This window comes from Flavobacterium azooxidireducens (assembly GCF_023195775.1).
GTDB lineage: Bacteria > Bacteroidota > Bacteroidia > Flavobacteriales > Flavobacteriaceae > Flavobacterium > Flavobacterium azooxidireducens.
The window spans coordinates 515,372-534,927 of sequence record NZ_CP096205.1; the positions used below are offsets into that span (position 1 = coordinate 515,372).

Annotated in this window: 18 protein-coding genes and 3 tRNA genes; 1 reads left to right on the top strand and 20 read right to left on the bottom strand. The window is 33.7% G+C overall.

Annotation, left to right across the window (positions count from 1 at the left end; all coding sequences use genetic code 11):
* Nucleotides 1-51 precede the first annotated feature (51 nt).
* From tuf to rpsU, 7 genes are all read right to left on the bottom strand, one after another.
* Nucleotides 52-1,239, bottom strand: a complete 1,188-nt coding sequence (tuf, locus tag M0M57_RS02370) for an elongation factor Tu (protein ID WP_248435026.1) — start codon at nt 1,237-1,239, stop codon at nt 52-54.
* 53 nt (nt 1,240-1,292) lie between these two features.
* Nucleotides 1,293-1,364, bottom strand: a tRNA-Thr gene (locus M0M57_RS02375).
* Nucleotides 1,365-1,394: 30 nt separating this feature from the next.
* A tRNA-Tyr gene (locus tag M0M57_RS02380) sits at nt 1,395-1,476 on the bottom strand.
* Nucleotides 1,477-1,559: 83 nt separating this feature from the next.
* A tRNA-Thr gene (locus M0M57_RS02385) sits at nt 1,560-1,633 on the bottom strand.
* A gap of 91 nt (nt 1,634-1,724) precedes the next feature.
* The gene (gene hpf, locus M0M57_RS02390; RefSeq protein WP_248435028.1) at nt 1,725-2,027 is read right to left on the bottom strand and encodes a ribosome hibernation-promoting factor, HPF/YfiA family; all 303 of its coding nucleotides are present in this window, start codon (nt 2,025-2,027) and stop codon (nt 1,725-1,727) included.
* A gap of 34 nt (nt 2,028-2,061) precedes the next feature.
* The gene (locus M0M57_RS02395) at nt 2,062-2,958 is read right to left on the bottom strand and encodes a tyrosine-type recombinase/integrase (RefSeq protein WP_248435030.1); all 897 of its coding nucleotides are present in this window, start codon (nt 2,956-2,958) and stop codon (nt 2,062-2,064) included.
* A 68-nt stretch (nt 2,959-3,026) separates the two neighbouring features.
* On the bottom strand, nt 3,027-3,221 hold the full coding sequence (gene rpsU / locus M0M57_RS02400; protein WP_248435032.1) for a 30S ribosomal protein S21: 195 nt from the start codon (nt 3,219-3,221) through the stop codon (nt 3,027-3,029).
* A gap of 200 nt (nt 3,222-3,421) precedes the next feature.
* On the opposite strand from rpsU, the gene M0M57_RS02405 reads away from it, so the two are divergent.
* A complete protein-coding gene (locus M0M57_RS02405) occupies nt 3,422-4,489 on the top strand; it encodes an endonuclease/exonuclease/phosphatase family protein (RefSeq protein ID WP_248435035.1) in 1,068 nt (355 codons plus the stop codon).
* Between the two features lie 31 nt (nt 4,490-4,520).
* On the opposite strand, the gene M0M57_RS02410 is transcribed toward M0M57_RS02405, so the two are convergent.
* The 13 genes from M0M57_RS02410 to M0M57_RS02470 form a co-directional block, all read right to left on the bottom strand.
* A complete protein-coding gene (locus tag M0M57_RS02410; protein WP_248435037.1) occupies nt 4,521-5,462 on the bottom strand; it encodes a hypothetical protein in 942 nt (313 codons plus the stop codon).
* Between the two features lie 102 nt (nt 5,463-5,564).
* Nucleotides 5,565-6,734, bottom strand: a complete 1,170-nt coding sequence (locus M0M57_RS02415; protein ID WP_248435038.1) for an acyl-CoA dehydrogenase family protein — start codon at nt 6,732-6,734, stop codon at nt 5,565-5,567.
* Between the two features lie 35 nt (nt 6,735-6,769).
* Nucleotides 6,770-7,639, bottom strand: a complete 870-nt coding sequence (locus M0M57_RS02420; RefSeq protein ID WP_248435040.1) for a ComEA family DNA-binding protein — start codon at nt 7,637-7,639, stop codon at nt 6,770-6,772.
* 19 nt (nt 7,640-7,658) lie between these two features.
* Nucleotides 7,659-9,155: an alanine/glycine:cation symporter family protein gene (locus M0M57_RS02425; RefSeq protein ID WP_248435043.1), complete on the bottom strand. Its 1,497-nt coding sequence runs from the start codon at nt 9,153-9,155 to the stop codon at nt 7,659-7,661.
* Nucleotides 9,156-9,243: 88 nt separating this feature from the next.
* Entirely contained in the window at nt 9,244-9,471 is a 228-nt protein-coding gene (locus M0M57_RS02430; protein ID WP_248435044.1) for a PspC domain-containing protein, read from the bottom strand.
* A gap of 10 nt (nt 9,472-9,481) precedes the next feature.
* Complete coding sequence (locus M0M57_RS02435; RefSeq protein ID WP_248436724.1) at nt 9,482-9,850, bottom strand: 6-phosphogluconate dehydrogenase; 369 nt, start codon at nt 9,848-9,850, stop codon at nt 9,482-9,484.
* A 52-nt stretch (nt 9,851-9,902) separates the two neighbouring features.
* Nucleotides 9,903-11,177, bottom strand: coding sequence for a DUF2851 family protein (locus M0M57_RS02440; RefSeq protein ID WP_248435045.1), 1,275 nt, complete (start codon nt 11,175-11,177; stop codon nt 9,903-9,905).
* Nucleotides 11,178-11,276: 99 nt separating this feature from the next.
* Nucleotides 11,277-11,453, bottom strand: coding sequence for a hypothetical protein (locus tag M0M57_RS02445; RefSeq protein ID WP_248435046.1), 177 nt, complete (start codon nt 11,451-11,453; stop codon nt 11,277-11,279).
* A gap of 55 nt (nt 11,454-11,508) precedes the next feature.
* Nucleotides 11,509-12,870 carry a pyridoxal-phosphate dependent enzyme gene (locus tag M0M57_RS02450; protein WP_248435047.1) on the bottom strand — a complete coding sequence of 454 codons (1,362 nt, stop codon included), beginning with the start codon at nt 12,868-12,870 and terminating at the stop codon, nt 11,509-11,511.
* Nucleotides 12,871-13,108: 238 nt separating this feature from the next.
* The gene (locus tag M0M57_RS02455) at nt 13,109-15,079 is read right to left on the bottom strand and encodes a putative porin (RefSeq protein ID WP_248435049.1); all 1,971 of its coding nucleotides are present in this window, start codon (nt 15,077-15,079) and stop codon (nt 13,109-13,111) included.
* A 105-nt stretch (nt 15,080-15,184) separates the two neighbouring features.
* On the bottom strand, nt 15,185-17,107 hold the full coding sequence (locus M0M57_RS02460; protein WP_248435051.1) for a S8 family serine peptidase: 1,923 nt from the start codon (nt 17,105-17,107) through the stop codon (nt 15,185-15,187).
* A 149-nt stretch (nt 17,108-17,256) separates the two neighbouring features.
* On the bottom strand, nt 17,257-18,135 hold the full coding sequence (locus M0M57_RS02465; RefSeq protein WP_248435053.1) for a hypothetical protein: 879 nt from the start codon (nt 18,133-18,135) through the stop codon (nt 17,257-17,259).
* Between the two features lie 21 nt (nt 18,136-18,156).
* Nucleotides 18,157-19,518, bottom strand: a complete 1,362-nt coding sequence (locus M0M57_RS02470; protein ID WP_248435055.1) for a RagB/SusD family nutrient uptake outer membrane protein — start codon at nt 19,516-19,518, stop codon at nt 18,157-18,159.
* Between the last annotated feature and the right edge of the window lie 38 nt (nt 19,519-19,556).

Sequence of the window (19,556 nt, forward strand, 5' to 3'; positions counted from 1 at the left end):
AAAGCCAGTCATACTCCGAAGAATATGAACTGGCTTTATATATTTAAAGAATTACTCAACGATTTCAGTAACCTGACCAGCACCTACAGTTCTACCACCTTCACGGATAGCAAAACGTAATCCTAGGTTAAGAGCGATTGGGCTCAACAAAGTTACGTCGATAGTTAAGTTATCACCTGGCATTACCATTTCAACTCCAGCTGGCAAAGAAATAGTACCAGTTACGTCAGTTGTTCTTACATAGAACTGTGGACGGTAGTTGTTGTGGAATGGTGTGTGACGACCACCTTCTTCTTTTTTCAAAATATAAACCTCAGCTTTGAATTTAGCGTGTGGTTTTACTGAACCTGGCTTACAAATTACCATACCTCTACGGATATCAGCTTTGTCAATACCTCTCAATAAAAGACCTACGTTATCTCCAGCTTCACCTCTATCAAGGATTTTACGGAACATTTCAACTCCAGTTACTGTAGAAGTCAATTTGTCTGCACCCATACCGATGATTTCAACTGGATCTCCAGTGTTTGCAACTCCTGTTTCGATACGACCTGTAGCAACAGTTCCACGACCAGTAATTGTAAATACGTCCTCAACAGGCATCAAGAATGGTTTTGCATTATCACGCACTGGCTCTTCGATCCAAGCATCAACAGCATCCATTAATTCCATGATTTTATCAACCCATGCAGCATCACCATTTAATCCACCTAAAGCAGATCCTTGGATAACTGGACCATTATCTCCATCATAATCATAGAACGACAATAAGTCTCTGATTTCCATTTCAACTAGCTCTAAAAGCTCAGCATCATCAACCATATCCACTTTGTTCATGAATACAACGATTCTTGGAATACCTACCTGACGACCTAAAAGGATGTGCTCACGTGTTTGTGGCATTGGACCATCTGTAGCAGCAACCACTAAGATAGCACCGTCCATTTGAGCAGCACCAGTAACCATGTTCTTAACGTAATCCGCGTGACCTGGACAGTCAACGTGTGCGTAGTGACGGTTAGCAGTTTCATACTCTACGTGTGAAGTATTAATAGTAATACCTCTTTCTTTTTCTTCAGGAGCGTTGTCAATTTGATCAAACGATTTTGCTTGACAGTAACCTTTATCAGACAATACTTTCGTAATTGCTGCAGTTAAAGTAGTTTTTCCGTGATCCACGTGCCCAATAGTTCCAATATTAAGGTGTGGCTTGTTACGATTAAAATTTTCTTTTGCCATTTTAATTAATTTAAATCTTAGTTATATAATAGTGTTTAATTCTTACAATTTTGAGCCAATGACGGGAATTGAACCCGTGACCTCTTCCTTACCAAGGAAGCACTCTACCCCTGAGCTACACCGGCAAGAAATTAATCTTTTCAATTTAAAATTTGTGGGGAGAGCAGGATTCGAACCTGCGAAGATGTAATCAGCGGATTTACAGTCCGCCCTCGTTGGCCGCTTGAGTATCTCCCCTCAAAATTTTTAAACTTTTAAATGAACGTAAATGCTTTAGAATCTTATTCTTACAAAACATTTTCATACTAATCTTTTAATTGAGCCGATAGAGGGACTCGAACCCACGACCTGCTGATTACAAATCAGCTGCTCTAGCCAGCTGAGCTACACCGGCGTTACTCAATAAAAAAAGTCCGCTATTTCTAACGGACTGCAAATGTATAGAATTTATTTGTCAATCAAAACATTTTTTAAAAAAATTTATACTATATATGTGTTCTGATTTTTTCTTTCCTTTTTAAAAGCAAACGTTCTAATGCTTCTGTAGAAGAATCAACTGCTTCTTCAAACGTTTTGCATTGTTTTTTTACCATAAAATCGTCTCCCGGGACATGAATTTTAATCTCAACAATTTTATTTTCTTTCTCACTGGTAGATTCTACCTTTAAAAAAACATCGGCTACAACTACTTTGTCATAATATTTTTCTAATTTATCCATTCGAACCTGAATGAAATCTACTAACTTTCCGTCAATATTAAAGTTTACAGCATTAACATTTACCTTCATAATCTAATTTTTAAGGTTAAACAATTTAAAATAATTATTTCTGGTTTCGAGGATGAGCATTTCCATATACTTTTTTCAACTCTGCTAAACTACTATGGGTATAAACCTGAGTTGAAGCCAAACTCGAATGTCCTAATAATTCTTTCACTGAATTCAAATCTGCTCCGTTATTTAATAAGTGCGTTGCAAACGTGTGCCGCAAAATATGAGGGCTTTTTTTTACCTTCTCGGAGACATTACTAAAGTACATATTTATTAATCGATACACAAGTGTATCATTCAATTTAACACCTTTTTGGGTTAAAAATAATTTGTCTGAATCTTTAATTTCCTGAAGTTGATTACGTTGAACAATATAGCTCTTTAATTGATTTGTTATAATTGGCAACAAAGGAATAATACGTTCTTTATTTCTCTTGCCTAACACTTTTAACGTTGCATTTGAAAAATCTATTCCGCTTAAATTCAGATTAATTAATTCGGTTCTTCTTATTCCGGTGGTATAAAATAAATCGATAATTAGTTTGTCACGAACGCCTTCAAACCCTTCCGGATAAACAATTTGATTTAAAACCAAATCTACCTCTTTTTCCGAAAAAGGAATTTGAATTTTTTTTGGCGTTTTTAAAGCTTTGTGTTTTAACAACGGACTTTGTTCAATTTGCTTGATTCGCAACAAAAATTTATAATAACTTTTTAAGGAAGAAATTTTTCGGTTTACGGATGAAGCGGAAATATTATTATCTACCAAAGAAACAATCCAACTTCTAATTTGTGGATAAACGACTTTGTCTATAGAATCTTGTTCAAAATGAATTTTATTGAATGATTCAAATTCTGCTATATCATTTAAATAAGCTTTTACCGTATGCAAAGAATAATTCTTTTGCATTTGAAGATAATCGTGAAAAGCTTGTTGATTGGATTGCATAAAAAAACCGTTAGCCTCAAAGTTACAAAACTTATCAAACTAACGGTTTATTTTTATAAAAAATGCTATTACATTTCTACACTGTCTCTCAATGTTTGGATGTACTGAGCTTTTTGAACTTGTGCTCTTTTGACAATAGATGGTTTAATAAAAGCCTGACGTGCTCTTAACTGACGAACAGTTCCTGTTTTATCAAATTTTCTTTTGTAGCGTTTTAACGCTCTGTCGATATTTTCTCCGTCTTTAATTGGTATAATTAACATAATCTAGACACCTCCTCTCATTTAGGGTGCAAAAGTAACAATTTATTTGAAATAGAAATAAAGTTAATTGATTTATTTTTTTAGAAGTACATAAAATGAATTGCTTACCTATTAATAGTATCTAATTCCCAAACAAAAATTACTTCGATTAGAATTAACCGGACTTTTTTTAGTATTTTTCAGTTTTAAAATTAAAAACTATGTGGTTTTGTATTTTGTCTTCTATTTTAATTGTTTGCAGTTATCTTCCATTAATTCAAAATCCGCATTGGTTTTTCAGGTTTTTTGAATTTGGAAAACTGCAATTATTATTCTTGTTGACTTTAACTTTAATTGGCGGATTACTATTTATCGAAGAATATTCATCCACAACAATACTTCTGATCATTCTTACATCACTAACCATTATATACCATATAAAAGATTTATATCCCTATTCTACTTTTCATTCGATACCAAAAAATAGTAAAACTAAATCAAGTTCAAACACAATTAGCGTTATTTCGGCTAATGTTTATCAAGAAAATAATGATTATTCTAAATTTATTAAACTGATTGAAAAGCATAATCCGAATTTATTTCTAACAATGGAATCGAATAAAGATTGGGAAAATGCACTTTCACATTTTGATACATCCTATCCTTTTCACGTAAAAGTTGCTTTGGAAAACACGTATGGAATTCATTTGTTTTCACAATTTGAAATTCTTTCGCACAAAGTTCATTATTTTGTAGCTGATGATATTCCGTGTATTGAAGCTCGAATGAAATCTAAAGATGGATATGTTTTTAATTTTTACGGAGTTCATCCCCCACCACCAAGTCCAACCGAAGAAGACACTGCCAAAGAACGTGATGGGGAACTTTTAAGTTTGGCAAAAGTTGTTAAAACCAAAAACGAACCTTGTGTGGTTGTGGGTGATTTTAATAATGTTGCTTGGGCAAAATCTTCACTTTTATTTAGAAAAACCAGTGAATTAATTGATGCTCGTGTGGGAAGAGGATTATTCTCAACTTTTCACGCAAAATATTGGTTTTTCCGTTTTCCGATTGATTTATTTTTTCATTCAACCGATGTTTTTGTAGATGAATTAAAAACGTTGGACTATTTCGGTTCTGATCATTTTCCGATATTTAGTTCGTTTTACATCAACAAAAAAAATCACGACCAAGAAGAAATGGTTGAAAAACTTGAAAATGGAGAACACAAAGAAATCAATGAAATTATACAAAATGGCAAAAATGAAAAAAGCGAAAACCGTGATTGATTTTCGCTTTCCTGAAACAAATAATTTTTAGTTATTCAAAAAAGTAAGTAGTGGTTTCGGTGTTATGACCGGTAAATTCTTCTGTACTAATTTGTGTAGTTTTTACTTTGCTTTGAATAAAGTTTTGATTATTCACAGTTATAGTTCCTTCTAACGACTGACCTACTGACAAATTGAAATTATTGTTTGAACTACCATAACTCTCCGCATTAAAATAAGAAGAATTATAATTTGGGGTCGAAAATTGTTCGGCACACATTATTAAATAATTTAATTTCCCAAAAGATGAAAGATGCAAAAAACTGTCTGTGTTGATAATTGGTGAATATTCATAAGTAGTGGTCACATCCGGAAATTGTGCTGATATTAAATTATTATTTTGATAAACAAAATTATTTTCATTATCCATCACACCATCAAAATTATTATCTCTTCCTGCTTTTATGATATTTTGATTTTGATCGAAATGAACTATATGCCTAAAAAGTGCTTGGGCTGAAGGATTTAGATGAGATTCGGTTAACTTCTCAAAATAAACTACATTTTGGGATGGATTAACAACTCTATAATTTAAAACTCCTCCTAAAAAATGTTTATCCATAGCTACCACTAAATTATTTTCATAAAAAAAATCATATTTTACATCGACTTCTGGACCACCGTAAATAATATAACTCTTTATTCTACCTGAATTATCATAAATGTATTCGTAAGCCAAATGAACTCCATTACTAGTTCCATTAACAAACGTTTCAGAAGTCACTGTTGTTATTTTGTTATTTACAACAATTCCTGTATTAATCTTTTTGTAGCTTTGGATATCCGGATGATCTTCATAAATTGATTCTGTCACAAATGTGTAACCTGTAATTGTCTGATCAGTAGATTGATTTAAAGTATTTTCATTCTCTTCTGAACAAGAGAAAACCAAAAATACTGAAACAAAAAGATAAATAAAATGTTTAGTCTTCATATAAGTTAGATTTTATAACACAACGACTAAACTTACTAATTTATTACAAAAGCCTTACAAAAAATATCGTAAGGCTTCTTAATTTGCTATAAATTATTAAAATTATTCCACTGCGGGCTTATAATTTTGTTTGTCAATTATCATTTTTGATAAAATCTCTTTTAAGATTTCAGAAGTTCCTCCGCCGATTGGCCCTAAACGGCTATCTCTTAATAAACGAGCCAACGGATATTCTTCCATATAACCATAACCTCCTAACATTTGAAGACAGCTATAAATAGTTTCATCGGCTACTTTAGTAGATTTTAATTTTGCCATGGTGGCTTCTTTCACCACATATTCGCCTTTATTCAATCGAGCAACTGCAGCATAATTAAAAATCTTACAGTGTTCAACATCAGTAGCATGTTCCACCATTGTATGTCTTAATGCTTGAAATTTATCGATTGTGCGTCCAAAAGCTTCGCGTTGCGACATATATTCTATGGTGTATTCAATAGCATATTCGGCACGAGCATGAGCATTGACTGCCATAATTAAACGCTCTAACGCAAAATGTTGCATGATGTATGGAAAACCTTTTCCTTCTTCTCCCATTAAATTTTCAAGTGGAATTTCTACATTGTCAAAGGCTATTTCTGCCGTATCGGATGCTCTCCAACCTAATTTATCCAATTTAGTTGCAGAAATACCCGGTGTTTTGGTATCTACTAAAAAAATACTAATTCCTTTGTTGCCAAGATTTGGATTTGTTTTAGCACAAACCACATAATAATCAGCATAAATACCATTTGTAATAAATGTTTTTGAACCGTTTATTACATATTTATCTCCTTTTATTAAAGCAGTTGTTCGCATTCCGGCAACATCACTACCACCAAAAGGTTCAGAAATGCATAATGCTCCAATTTTGTCTCCAGAAATACTTGGTGCTAAATAGTCTTGCTTGATTCGTTCATCGCCTTCGGCATTCAAATGTGTCATGGCTAAATAAGAATGAGCCCACATGGCGGCTGCAAAACCCGATGATTTTATTTTTTGTAGTTCTTCTAAAAAAATAACGGTGTAGAATAAATCTAAATTCATTCCGCCATAGGCTTCAGGATAGGTTAATCCGAAAAAACCCATGTCGCCAAATTTTTTCCAAATAAATCGTTCTATGGTTCCTGTTTTTTCCCATTTTTCAATATGAGGAACGACTTCTTTTTGTAAAAAATCGCGTAAAGTTGTTCTAAATAATTGATGTTCTTCCGTAAAGTATTCTGAATTCATAAAATAAAATTATTTGCTTAAAATGTCTAATTTTTTTAGAATTCCAAATATAAGGCTATAATTTTGATTTTTTCATTAGGCAATCCTTTAATTTTTGTTAAATCCTCAATATCTTTAATTTCACCATTCATGCTTCGGTGCGTTACAATCTCTTTTGCGATGGTATAATTAAAGTATGGAAATTTAGCCAGTTCTTTAACCGAAGCATTATTAATATCAATTTTAGTAATTTTAGGTTCTAAAGTAACCACAAAATGTTTGTTGAGATTTTCGATTACTTCAGGGCTTAAACCCCAAATAAATTGCATTTGTTCCATGGAAACAAATCCACCAAGGCTTTCTTTATTTTTTAAAATTCTTTCAGACAAAGCCGGACCAATTCCGTACACCTTAATTAAATCTTCTTGGGTTGCTTGATTAATGTCGATTTTTACAATTGCTTTATTATTCTCAACTTTATTATTTGAATAGGAAATATATTCTTTCTTGGGTTGATTTATCCAATCAGGAAACTTAAAATAAGGAGAAATTACTTTCAGCAAACTATCCGAAACACCTGTAACAGTCTGAAACTCTTTTGCGGAATTGACATATTTATTTTGTTTTCGAAAAGCAAAAAGCTTATCGAGTTCTTCTACAGACATTCCTAATTTATAACCTTTATAATCCGTTATAAAATTTGGATTAAAAGGATAAATCACTGTTTTTTGATTTTCATTCGTATTTTTTAAGCTATCGATAACAGATTGCATTGCCAGCCATTCTTCATTTGGTTTCTTAATTTCAGCTGTAGAATTTGAAATCCAAAAGAAATAGCCTAATTGTAAAAGAATGATGAGAAGAAACAACAAAAAAATCCCATTTCGTTGTTGCTTAGCAAATCGGAAATAGGATTTTATATTCATATACTATTAAAATTAGATTTTACTCATACTTTTTAACTTCTCCAGACTTCAGTCTTTTGAAATAATCTTTTAAATCTTCCTTAACTTCACTGGAAAGAAAATATAGACCTAAAATATTAGGAAACGCCATTCCTAAAATCATCATATCAGAAAAATCTATCACAGCTCCTAAACTCGCTGAAGCTCCTAAAACGACAAAAACTAAGAAAAGAGCTTTATATAGATTTTCCATTTTCTTAGTATTCCCGAACAAAAATGTCCATGACTTCATTCCGTAATACGACCATGAAATCATCGTTGAAAAAGCAAAAAGCACAATGGCAACCAATAATACATATTTAAACCAAGGCAAAACGCTACTAAACGCAGCTGATGTTAATGCCGAACCTGTCATTCCTTGTGTATCTTCTGCATAACCAGTGAAAATAAGTACTAATGCAGTCATAGTACACACTATAATTGTATCTACAAAAGGCTCTAGCAAAGCTACAATTCCTTCACTTACCGGTTCATCTGTTTTAACGGCAGAGTGAGCAATAGCGGCAGAACCAACACCTGCTTCGTTTGAAAAAGCGGCTCGTTGAAATCCTACAACTAAAACACCTACTACACCACCAGTAATACCATCTGCAGTAAATGCTCCTGAAAATATATCACCAAAAGCATCTCCAATGTGAGCAAAATTTACAAATATTATTATTAAAGACGTGATAACATATATCCCTACCATAAAGGGTACAATTTTATCGGTAACTTTTGCAATTTTCTTGATACCTCCAATAATTACAATTCCAACAAAAAAGGCCACAACCAAACCATACCAAAATCCTTTTCCTTCAAAAAAAGGAAAAACATTAGACAATTGTGCAAAAGATTGGTTTGCCTGAAACATATTTCCACCTCCAAATGAACCACCAATAGCTAGAATTGCAAAAGCTACTGCTAATACTTTTCCTAAACCGGCATATCCTTTTCTGCGTAAACCTTCTGAAAGATAATACATTGGCCCTCCGGACACTTCACCTAAATCGTTTAATTTTCTGTATTTAACACCTAATGTACATTCTACAAATTTTGATGACATTCCTAAAAATCCAGCTAAAATCATCCAAAACGTTGCTCCTGCTCCACCTAATGATATGGCAACAGCTACTCCGGCTATATTTCCTAAGCCAACAGTTCCAGACAAAGCAGTTACAAGAGCCTGAAAATGAGAAACTTCTCCATCATCTTCTGGCTTATCATAATCGCCACGAATTAGTTGATAAGCATGCTTGAGACCTTTTAGGTTAATAAAACCCATATAAATAGTGAAAAAAGTAGCTCCAACAACTAACCATAAAACAACTAAAGGCATATCAAAACCAAATGCGGCCATAGGTTTATAAAAAAAGACACTGGCCATTGCATCAACGGCAGGTTTAATGATATCATTAATTCTTTCGTCTAAGCCTTTTTCTTGACTAAATGCTAAAATTGGTAGTAATAAAGTAATAATTGAGAGTAACTTTTTCATAAAGTTAAATTTTGATTAAAATTTAGTTCAGCAAGATGCAAAAAAAAATGGTTTTAAAAAAAGTATCGTTCATCTTTTTTGAATATAATTATAAATCAAACACAGAACTGCGTTTTGTATAAATCATATCTTTTAATTTTAACCAAAAAGCAAAAGTTAAGTACACTCCGAATCCAAGACCGACCGTTACAAAGGAAATATAGATAAAAAAAAGTCGGACATTGGTAGCTCTCATCCCTAATCTATCGGCCAGACGGGAAGATACATGAAAACCGTGTTTTTCAAAAAAAAGTCTAATGGAGGTGATCCAATTCATCAAAAAATAATTATTTCGGATTAATAAATGGTGACTGTTCTTCCTCAACTGCAGTAACAAAATAACGCGTGTCGCCCCACCAAGAAAAAGTTCTATAACGCTCAACATAAGTGAGTTTCACATATCTACCTTGCAGATTTTCCATTTTCGTGATTACTTCTTTTTCTTTGGATGGAACAGTAAACTGAAAAATCTGTGCACCAGAAATTCCTTGACTCATTTCTCCCTCCCATGTTTTGAAAGTCACACCTTTTTTGCTGAATTTAATTAATTCTCCAGAACGAACCCCTTCTGAATAAGGAACATAATAGATAAATGCAAAATAACCGAAGAAAGCGACTACGAATAAAACAATAAAGCGAAAGAAATATTTTTTCATTTTTTGTCCAAAGGATGGTTTAACGGTATTATTTTCCATAATGCTATTTTTTTTAAGAAGTAAAGTTAATCAACTTTTGTCCAATTGCACAATTCAGGCATTTATTTGTGTTACAATATTCTTTTTTTAATTGAAGAATGGCTTGCGAATGATAGCTGTTTGTTGAAATTAGACCAAAATGGCTAAATTTTTCTATAATTGAATTCTTCTCAGATGCAATTTCAGTGGCTAAGGAGATTAGTTCTTCAGGGTTGATATTTCCGTTAGAATGTCTGTATGCAAATTTGATGGGCAGTATGCAATTCATTATCATTAAGTCGATAAAACTTTTAGACATTTTTTTGTTTTTTTTGGGATGTGATTTATCAAAAACATAATGAGATTTCCAATATTCTGACACATTAGTATCAAAAAAAGCATACATCACATCCTTTGAATTGGCTTTACTAATTAATTGAAAAACTTGTTGGTGTTTTGCAACCAATTGTGCCAACTGAGCTAATCGAATGGTTGGAAAATTATCCGGTCGGTGTTTAAAAAATTGTAGTGGTTGAAAATAATTAATTTGTAATTGATATTTGTGTTTTAAATAATTCCATCTCTTTTTCAAATCATTATAGTAAGAATCTTCATTATCATCATTAAGAAGTCCGGTTGTTCCAAAAAAAAGAGCTTCGATATTCTCGATTTCAAATCGTTCTTTTTTGATGACTGAAAACGGAATATTTTCAGCCATTTTTAAAAATGCTTCTCCGTTAGTATTGAGTCCGAAACTTTTGGCCATTAATTGAAAGAAAGTCGCTTCCCAGTCAAAGGTGCTTTTTTGAAGAAGCATTTCAACTTCGCTCGCTTTTTTCTCCAAACGCTCAAAAAATAAACGTTCTATCCAATTAGAGATTGTAAAATCATCTACTGTTGTTAATTGATTTTCACAGTTTATCCATGTTTTTTGAGTGAACAATTGTTTATACTGATGTAAAACCTCATTAGATACATGTTGTTTAAGCTCAAGAACCGGAATAACAGAGTTGTTTTTTCGAAATACATCGGTATCGTGTTCCCAAACTACATGAAGAATTACGTTATCATAATTTCCATCGGTTTCATGATGATGTACGTACCAATCGGAAGATTTTAAGTGAATTTCTACATTTCCTGCCCATTTCTGATTATCGATGATAATCTGAGCATTAAAAAAATCGGGGCCTGCTTGTTGAATGTAATAACCGGAATGAATGATAGTAAGTTCTTGACCGGAAACGGTTTGAAGATTGGTGAATGCAAACTTTTTGTATTGCCAAACATAATGGAGAAAGTCTTCTTTCATGGCGTGTAAAATCAATATTGGCTTTGTCTAATGAGCTAAAATAAAAAAAATCCTTGAAAAAATAAATTTCCAAGGATACTTTTAAGTTAAAATCATAAATTAATTTACAATTTTTTTTAGATCTGCCGCATTGAGCTGAACAATTTTTCCATTTTGCATTACTATCACTGATTGATTGCGTTCGATTTTAGTTTGTATCAATTTTTTGGATACAATTTCTAAGCCCTTTATAACTTTAAAGGCGAAATCAGATTCTTTTATCTTTTTTTTACTCATGTGATTTTAATTAGATTTAAATCTGAAACTAATCTAATGATTCTCATTTTTCAACTTATTTTATCGAACTAATGATATCGTGTTTCGTAATAATATGGTATTTCCCGTTTTCCAATTGAACCAAAACAGCTTGATTATCTTTATTAATGAGTTTGGAAACTTCTTCTACCGGTGTGTTTTCTTGCACGATCGGATACGGTTTTCCCATGATTTCACGAATTGGTTTTTCGGCAATGTTTTTATCTGAAAAGTAGCTTTTAAACAAGTCAGACTCGTCTATTGAACCTACAAAACCAGTGGTGTCTATAACCGGAATTTGCGAAATATTGTATTTTTTTAATCGATCGATGGCATGCGAAACTAATTCTTCTGTGCGAACAATAACTAATGATTTATCTTTATGTCCTTTTATTAAATCGATGGCTGTGGTAATTTCTTCATCTAAAAATCCGCGTTCACGCATCCAATCATCGTTGAACATTTTGCCTACGTAACGGCTTCCTGAATCGTGGAACAAAACCACGACAACATCTTCGGGTTTGAAATGTTCTTTTAATTGCAAAACACCTTTTATTGCAGATCCGGCTGAGTTTCCAACAAAGATTCCTTCTTCTAGGGCTAATCTTCTAGTAAAAACGGCAGCATCTTTATCAGTTACTTTGGTGAAACCATCGATGAGTGAAAAGTCAACGTTTTTTGGTAAAATATCTTCTCCGATTCCTTCAGTGATATAGGAATAGATTTCGTTTTCGTCGAAAATTCCGGTTTCATGGTATTTTTTAAAGACTGATCCATACGTATCAACTCCCCAAATTTTAACGTTTGGATTATGTTCTTTTAAGTATTTTGCTACTCCGGAAATGGTTCCGCCTGTTCCTACTCCAACTACAAAGTGTGTTACTTTACCTTCGGTTTGTTCCCAAATTTCGGGACCGGTTTGTTCGTAATGTGCAATTGCATTGGATGGATTATCATATTGATTCACATACCAAGAATTTGGAATTTCTGAACCTAATCGTTTAGAAACGGAATAGTAGGAACGTGGATCGGTTGGTTCTACGTCGGTTGGACAAACGATTACTTTGGCTCCAACGGCACGAAGGATATCCATTTTTTCTTTGGATTGTTTGTCGGTAATTACACAGATTAGTTTATAGCCTTTAACGATTGCTCCTAATGCCAAGCCCATTCCGGTGTTTCCTGAAGTTCCTTCGATGATGGTTCCACCGGGTTTTAGTCTACCGTCTGCTTCGGCATCTTCAATCATTTTGACTGCCATGCGGTCTTTTACGGAGTTTCCGGGGTTGAATGTTTCGACTTTGGCAAGCACTAAACAATCTAATTCTTGGGTAATTTTGTTGATTCTAACAAGCGGCGTGTTTCCGATTGTTTCTAATATGTTTTTTGCGAATTTCATTTTGTTTGTTTTTCGGGAACAAAGATAGGGATTTTTGGATACTTGGATTATTCGATTATTCGATTTTTGGATTGTTTGATGGCTGGATTATTCGATGGTTCGATGGTAAGACTTTTGAAATGGTATTTTTTGATGGTTGGCTGCTAGCCCCGACAGGAGCGGCATCCTTTTGCAGAGCAAAAGATAAAGCGGATGGCGGGAAAATGGATGGCTGAAAAAGCCCGAGCCATTCCGCTTCTTATAAAAAGAAATTCCATTCCATTCCGAAGCGAACTATGAAGTCGCGGTACGGATTATTTGGTGCGGAATAGTAGTTGAATCCGGTCATGGCGGCATTAAAATGCTCTGCTTTGAGGTAGATTCTAGCGGTTTTTATTTTGGCGTTGATGAAGAAATCGACCATTGGGAAATTGCCGATTTCTTGTGTGTTTTGTACGTAAAAATCCGCTATCACAGGGTTATAATCGTTTGCTTTGTATTTGCTGAAATAGTTGACTGTGACTCCTGTTTGCAGAAAAAGTGCTTTTTTGAAGAAATGTCCGGTGAAATACAAAGTACTTCGAAGCGTGAGTTCTGGCACGTTTAAAATATCATTTTGTTGATCAACTTTTTGATACAGAACGGTGTTATCGAAGCCTAATTTCCAGAATTTTAAATCCTTTCCGGCTTTGATGCTCAGGTAATTTATGGTTTGATCGTATTGTTTTGGAGTTATCAAAAGTTGATCTTGTGGTGCCTCGTCTTGGCTAAAATAGAGGTAATCGTTAAGTGTAGTGAGTTGAAGAGCAGCATCTATCCATTGGGTTTTTAATGTGGCTTCGATGTTGTTTATTTTTTCGTTTTTAAAATTGTTTGACCAATTGTAATTTACATAACTGCTTTGAAACAGTGAAAATGTATGATTTGGCAATCGGTTTAGGTTTTGATAACGTAAATCGATGCTGTTTTTTTCGTTGTAATTGAAAATTAGCTTTCCGTTGAGATTGGAAAGACTTTGATCTGTGATGGAAGATGTATAAGAGAATTTTCCGTTCCATTTGTTTTTTTGGTAGGTATATTGACCCCCAACGGATTGAATTTCGTCGTTCAAATTGCTTGGAATAAGTTGGTCACCTTGAATAATAGCTCTATTGTAGAAATAATTATATCTAAAATCTTCTATAAAAAACTGAAATTCGCCGAGTAACTTGTTTTCATACAAGGCTCCGACTTTGTTGTACATTCGGTTGTAGCGTGTTTCATCGTTGATGTTGTTTATAACATACGAATCTCCAAAACGATTTACAAAAGTGTTTCCTTCATCGGAAATAATAGTGGTTGCAACGGTTGTTTGCTTGTAGTTATAAAATTTATGTTCATAATTAAGTTGATGATGCAGGTATAAATTGTTTTGCGAATCGTTTTTGTTTATACGGAAATAGTGGTCGTAGAAATAGCGATTTCCTTTTAAAAATGTTTGTGCATCAGTTAAATAAACTTGTAGGCGAATACGATTTTTAAAGTCTTCGCCACCTCCTTCAAAATCTTCTAAGTTTATTATTCCGCCGTTTTCTCCGTTAAGAATATCTTGTGCTGTAAAGTGTGCTTTGAGTTGATAACGTTTACTCTGAGTTTGATAATTGGTTGTGAATCGAAAATTCCCTGTGCTTGAAAGTTGATTTGTATATTTTCCTAAGGAACGAAGACCTTTGTAGGCAATTGAAAAGTTAAGTCTTGGGGATGTATTTAATGTAATGAATGCATCGAGATTTTGTCCTTGTTCCATAACGGTTTTAAAATACAATTCTGTTAGAGGAGTTGGAACGTGATAATAATTAATATCGTTTGCTTTTAGATAATTGAAATGTTTCCCGCTGAAACCGATTTCAGGATAGGGATTAAATTGATTTATTCCAAAATCTAAAGTAGTATACGTCTGCCCCTCGTTAGCAAATTGTTGTAAGCCGAAATTATCTTTACGAAGGTAGTTGTATTTGTATTCTTTTTTAATTGTTAACGAAGTATCGTAATGCGTGGTGTCTCTCTCTATGGTAATGATTTTGTATTCGGAGATTTTGGCAGGCTCAGAATTTAGTAATCCGGGAGATTTTGTTTTTTTTTCATTTCCTGTATTGTCTCCACCTCTACCAGATCCGATAGATCCTAATTTAGTTTGGGATACTGATATAGAAGTTATAAACAAAAAAACAACAGCAAGTATAATTCGCATTAGGATTCATTTTTGTGCAAATGTAATTGATTTAATATAAAATGAAAAAGAAGCAAGCCTAAAGGTTTGCTTCTTTCACAATATTATAACTTTTTGAATGATAAACTATTCAATAATTATTTTTTTATTTAACGAACTAGTACCACTTAGAATGTTTAAGAAATATACTCCACTTGAAAAATTACTAGTATTAATTGAGTGATTTAATTCTTGGTTTTGTATTTCCTGAGTATAAACAGTTCTACCATGGATATCATAGATAGTCATAATAGCGTTGTCTTGAAGGGAAGGAATGTAAACGTTTAAAACGTCTTTGGCTGGATTTGGCCAAATCTTTGCTTCTTGTAAGGCAACATCGTTTGTGTTTAACACTAAATTACCTCCTGTTAAAATCAATGAAAACGCTTGACTTCCACTAGTTAAAGTACCTTTGTGGCTAACAGTAATGGTATATTGACCGGCAACAGGGCTAACTACATCTACTCTTTCAAGATTATCAACTAAATTGTCTCCTTTAATAGCTCCACCATCTAGATTGCTTAAATCATATTTCCAAGGCAAGAACGTTTGAGAGCTATTTGAAACTCTTAAATCTAAATCGTTAACCAAAACAGGAGTTGGACTATTTAATTGTCCGTTTCTGGAAGTTCCAGCTGGATCTGTCCAACAAATAGTAGCTTTTAAAGTTTCAGTAGAAGATGCATTAAATGTGTAAGTAAATGTTTGTCCGCTTGTTAAAGTTGACTCAAGAATTAAAGCACTTCCGTTATTGTTACCAGTGATGGCATTTGCAGCCGCTTGCGTATCTAATAATCCCCAACCAAAACGAGTGTCTGGTCCTGGTATATTAGCATCATCTAATGCAGTATGACAAGCCAAACCTCTCAAAGTGGCTGACTTCATAAAGCTAGCATTCAAATTGTTATAATGCTCTTGCAAAAGTGTTAATGATCCTGAAACAACTGGTGAAGCCATTGAAGTTCCTGATATAGAATCATAAGCATTATCATTGGTATCAAACGTGGAATAGACATTTGTTCCGTCAGCGGCAATATCTGGTTTAATTCTACCGTCATCGGTTGGTCCTTGGCTACTACCTACATTGATTACTAGAGCAGTTATAGCTCCTGATATAGGATGTACTGAAGGGTTTGCATTTGCGATGACTAAATTATTTTTTCCGTTCTTATTACCTGTTAATTTATCATAACCGCCAGAACCCAAACCACCTTCATAAAAATCGGCTCCAGAATTACCTGCTGAAGCAACCATAAGATAATAAGGATATGAGTAAGCTAATTGATCCCAAGCAACCGCGGTGTCATTATAACAACCCATATACCAAATAGGAACGTTAAGAACATTCCCTTCAGTATAAATAGGAACTCCGTATGAATGATTAGAAATTAACAAACCATTTTGCGAAGCTTCAATCATTGCCTCGGTAAGATCGCCAGACCAGTCGTAGGATTTGATATTTGATTTTGGAGCCATTCCTTTTGAAGAAGTGACTATCCCTGCAGAGGCTATTGTACCCGCTACGTGTGTAGCATGAAAATTAGTTTCTGGAGTTATTGCTAAATTATCCGGTGTAACAACTCTTGAAGTAGGAGAATTAAATTCTACATGAGTTTTAAGAACCCATCCACCGTCCCAAACACCAACATTCATTCCTTCACCTTCTAAACTAAGACCTAAAGTACCACCTGGGTAGAGTCTATGAGTTCTGGAAGCTATCGCAGCAGAGCGATTGTCTGTTGAGATATATACAGGCTTACCTTCTATTACATCAACAATTCTATATAATTTTCCATCAGATTCCATTTGAATCTGGACAGTTGGATTAGCCACTAAAAAATCATCAATCTTTTTCTGTGTCTTTAAATCATTTTCATCGAAGACAGATTTTAATCGATTGAAATCATCAGAATTGTACGTCGAAACAACTTTCTTGATTTCTTTTTCAGTTTGAGCACTAATTACCCCAAAACAAAGCAAAGAGGTAAACAATAATAATTCTTTTTTCATTCTAATTTTTTTATCAAATATAATAAATTTACTTTAATTTTTTGTTTTTCTACAGTTGGGAATTGCAAATATAATAAAAAGCAGTCTTAAAATTACACAAAAAAAAAGCCGGTAATCAAAATTACCGGCTTTAATTAAAACTTTACTAATTAAGGTAGAGAGAACTCTACTATATCGAAAGCTCCGAAAACACCATTTCTAGCGATTTCATTAATTTCAGCACTTAAATTAGGCTGCATAGTAACTAAGCGATAAAACCCAGCTCCGTAACCACTATCCATACCATCAGAATAAGGACTATCATAAATAACGAATGTGTAATCACCATCAGGTAAACAAACATCTACATTAGGTCTAGGATAAACTCCAGGATTAGCTTGATCAGGATATGGACCACCTGAAGCAATAGGAGTATCCAAGTTAGAATTACTATATAATTCCCAAGTGGTTTCAGAACCATACTGATCTGTATTAATTTGAATTCTTAACAAATTTTGTCCACAGATTTCTTTAATATTAATCAACAAACGTTTGCTGATTGCAGTAAGATTTTGATTAGTCTGAGTTCCACTAACAATTGTTGACAGATTTATTCCATCTTGTGGTACCATTTCAATTACGATAACCTTACCTGTACCAATGCCAACTCCCATGATTTCAACAGGAAAAGAAGCTTCCTTTGCACCAGCAGGAATTGTAACCGATGTAGCAACAGAATAATTAGCTGCATTAGCAGTAGTTGTAGTAGGATTAACTGGCACACCAACCACTGTTGGAGCTGATACAATCTCTGTTACAACACGTAATTGTACAACTCTATCAACAGATGACGCTTGTGAGGCATAAACTTTAGCTTGTTTGACCATAGTTTCACCAGCAACAAGATATACTGTACTATTTTCTTCAAAACTTACATAGTTTTGACTACCTATTAAATCTTCCGTTGAAGATTCATCTTCACAAGACACTAATGCTCCAAAAAAGAGAATAGCGAACAATGAAAATAATTTTATATTATTAAATTTCATACTTTATAAAGTTTACTATTATTAATTTTGATCAGTTATATTAGGATTATTGTTCATTTCAATAATTGGAATTTTAAAAATCATACGAGTTTCGTCATAATTAATAGTTTGACCATTTAAAAACACATGATTAGTTCCTCTAGTAACTGAAGCTTTATTACGTTTTAATGCTAAATAACTTTTTCCTTCACCCCATAACTCAATTCTTGTTTGAAGATGAATTGCCTTTTTTAATGCGTCACCAGAAAGTGGATCTACATAAGCAGCAGCATTTGCAGCTCCTCCTAAACGGCTAGCTAATAATTCCTTAAGCCTATCTTTTGCAGCTGTATCATTTCCTGACATAGCAGCAGCTTCAGCACTTAACAAATAAAATTCCTCTACACGCATGTATATATAATCCGTTTCAACAACTTGTTGCCCCATAGTAACTCTTCCTTGGTGGAAAAATTTATTAGTTGGCATAAGCAATGTAGCAGCAGCAGTAGAAAACTGAGTTCTTCTTATATCATTTGCAGGAATCTGAGCATATAAAGCGTTATCAATCGCTTTTCTATCACCAGCACCGGCATAACTATAAGTGTAAACATCCATAATACCCCACCAAGAAACTAATCCATAAGCTAAGTCTGGAGTAACATCGAAGCCCCACATCCAAGAAGGAGTGTTTACACTATTGAAACCAGAACCTGCCCCAGGGAAAGCCAATTGTGCAGTAGTAGTTAAAGGATGACCCGAAGTAGCAATAATCTCGTCAGCTAATACTTTAGCTTCAGGATACATACCCATAGCAGCATAAGTATATGCTAACAAGCCTTGAGCAACTGGTTTATTGATTTGGTATTTTTGAGTTCTTTGAAAATCACCTAACAAATCTATAGCTACAGTTAAATCCGAAATAATTAAATCATAAATATCAGACGCAGGTTGCTTAGCAAATAAATTACTCTCTCCATCAAAAAGAGGTAAAATTTCTTGCGTAGGGTTATACTCTCTTTGAAACAATTGGGTTAAATAAAAGTAAGCATAAGCTCTTGCTGCTTTAGCTTGACCCATCATGTGTTTAGTAGTTTGAGTAGGTAATTCAGCATCATTACCTCCCAAATTCTGAATTACAATATTCGATAAGTTCACAACTTTATACAAATAAGTCCAAGCAATTTGATTTTCTTGTTGTGTAAAATCATTTGTTGCTAACAAGTTAGTAAAGTTGGCATACCAACCGTACGCATTATTAGTTAACGCCATATCACTACACAACATATCCGTCCAAATATCTAGACCTTTATGACCAATATCATAATGACGAGCTGGAGGATCACCCAATGCAGCAAATGGTCTTGCCATATAGGTGTAAACACCTGTTAATGTACCTTCAATCAATGCTGGATTAGACCCAACATTGTTAGCAAAATCTTCGT

Bases quoted from the DNA above. Each gene is read 5' to 3' on its own strand.
- M0M57_RS02420 (WP_248435040.1), bottom strand. From the start codon at position 7,639: ATGAATATAAAATCCTATTTCCGATTTGCTAAGCAACAACGAAATGGG.
- M0M57_RS02410 (WP_248435037.1), bottom strand. From the start codon at position 5,462: ATGAAGACTAAACATTTTATTTATCTTTTTGTTTCAGTATTTTTGGTT.
- M0M57_RS02465 (WP_248435053.1), bottom strand. From the start codon at position 18,135: ATGAAATTTAATAATATAAAATTATTTTCATTGTTCGCTATTCTCTTT.
- hpf (WP_248435028.1), bottom strand. From the start codon at position 2,027: ATGAAGGTAAATGTTAATGCTGTAAACTTTAATATTGACGGAAAGTTA.
- M0M57_RS02450 (WP_248435047.1), bottom strand. From the start codon at position 12,870: ATGAAATTCGCAAAAAACATATTAGAAACAATCGGAAACACGCCGCTT.
- M0M57_RS02460 (WP_248435051.1), bottom strand. From the start codon at position 17,107: ATGAAAAAAGAATTATTATTGTTTACCTCTTTGCTTTGTTTTGGGGTA.
- M0M57_RS02415 (WP_248435038.1), bottom strand. From the start codon at position 6,734: ATGAATTCAGAATACTTTACGGAAGAACATCAATTATTTAGAACAACT.
- rpsU (WP_248435032.1), bottom strand. From the start codon at position 3,221: ATGTTAATTATACCAATTAAAGACGGAGAAAATATCGACAGAGCGTTA.
- M0M57_RS02425 (WP_248435043.1), bottom strand. From the start codon at position 9,155: ATGAAAAAGTTACTCTCAATTATTACTTTATTACTACCAATTTTAGCA.
- M0M57_RS02440 (WP_248435045.1), bottom strand. From the start codon at position 11,177: ATGAAAGAAGACTTTCTCCATTATGTTTGGCAATACAAAAAGTTTGCA.
- M0M57_RS02395 (WP_248435030.1), bottom strand. From the start codon at position 2,958: ATGCAATCCAATCAACAAGCTTTTCACGATTATCTTCAAATGCAAAAG.
- M0M57_RS02405 (WP_248435035.1), top strand. From the start codon at position 3,422: ATGTGGTTTTGTATTTTGTCTTCTATTTTAATTGTTTGCAGTTATCTT.
- M0M57_RS02430 (WP_248435044.1), bottom strand. From the start codon at position 9,471: ATGAATTGGATCACCTCCATTAGACTTTTTTTTGAAAAACACGGTTTT.
- M0M57_RS02455 (WP_248435049.1), bottom strand. From the start codon at position 15,079: ATGCGAATTATACTTGCTGTTGTTTTTTTGTTTATAACTTCTATATCA.
- M0M57_RS02445 (WP_248435046.1), bottom strand. From the start codon at position 11,453: ATGAGTAAAAAAAAGATAAAAGAATCTGATTTCGCCTTTAAAGTTATA.
- M0M57_RS02435 (WP_248436724.1), bottom strand. From the start codon at position 9,850: ATGAAAAAATATTTCTTTCGCTTTATTGTTTTATTCGTAGTCGCTTTC.
- tuf (WP_248435026.1), bottom strand. From the start codon at position 1,239: ATGGCAAAAGAAAATTTTAATCGTAACAAGCCACACCTTAATATTGGA.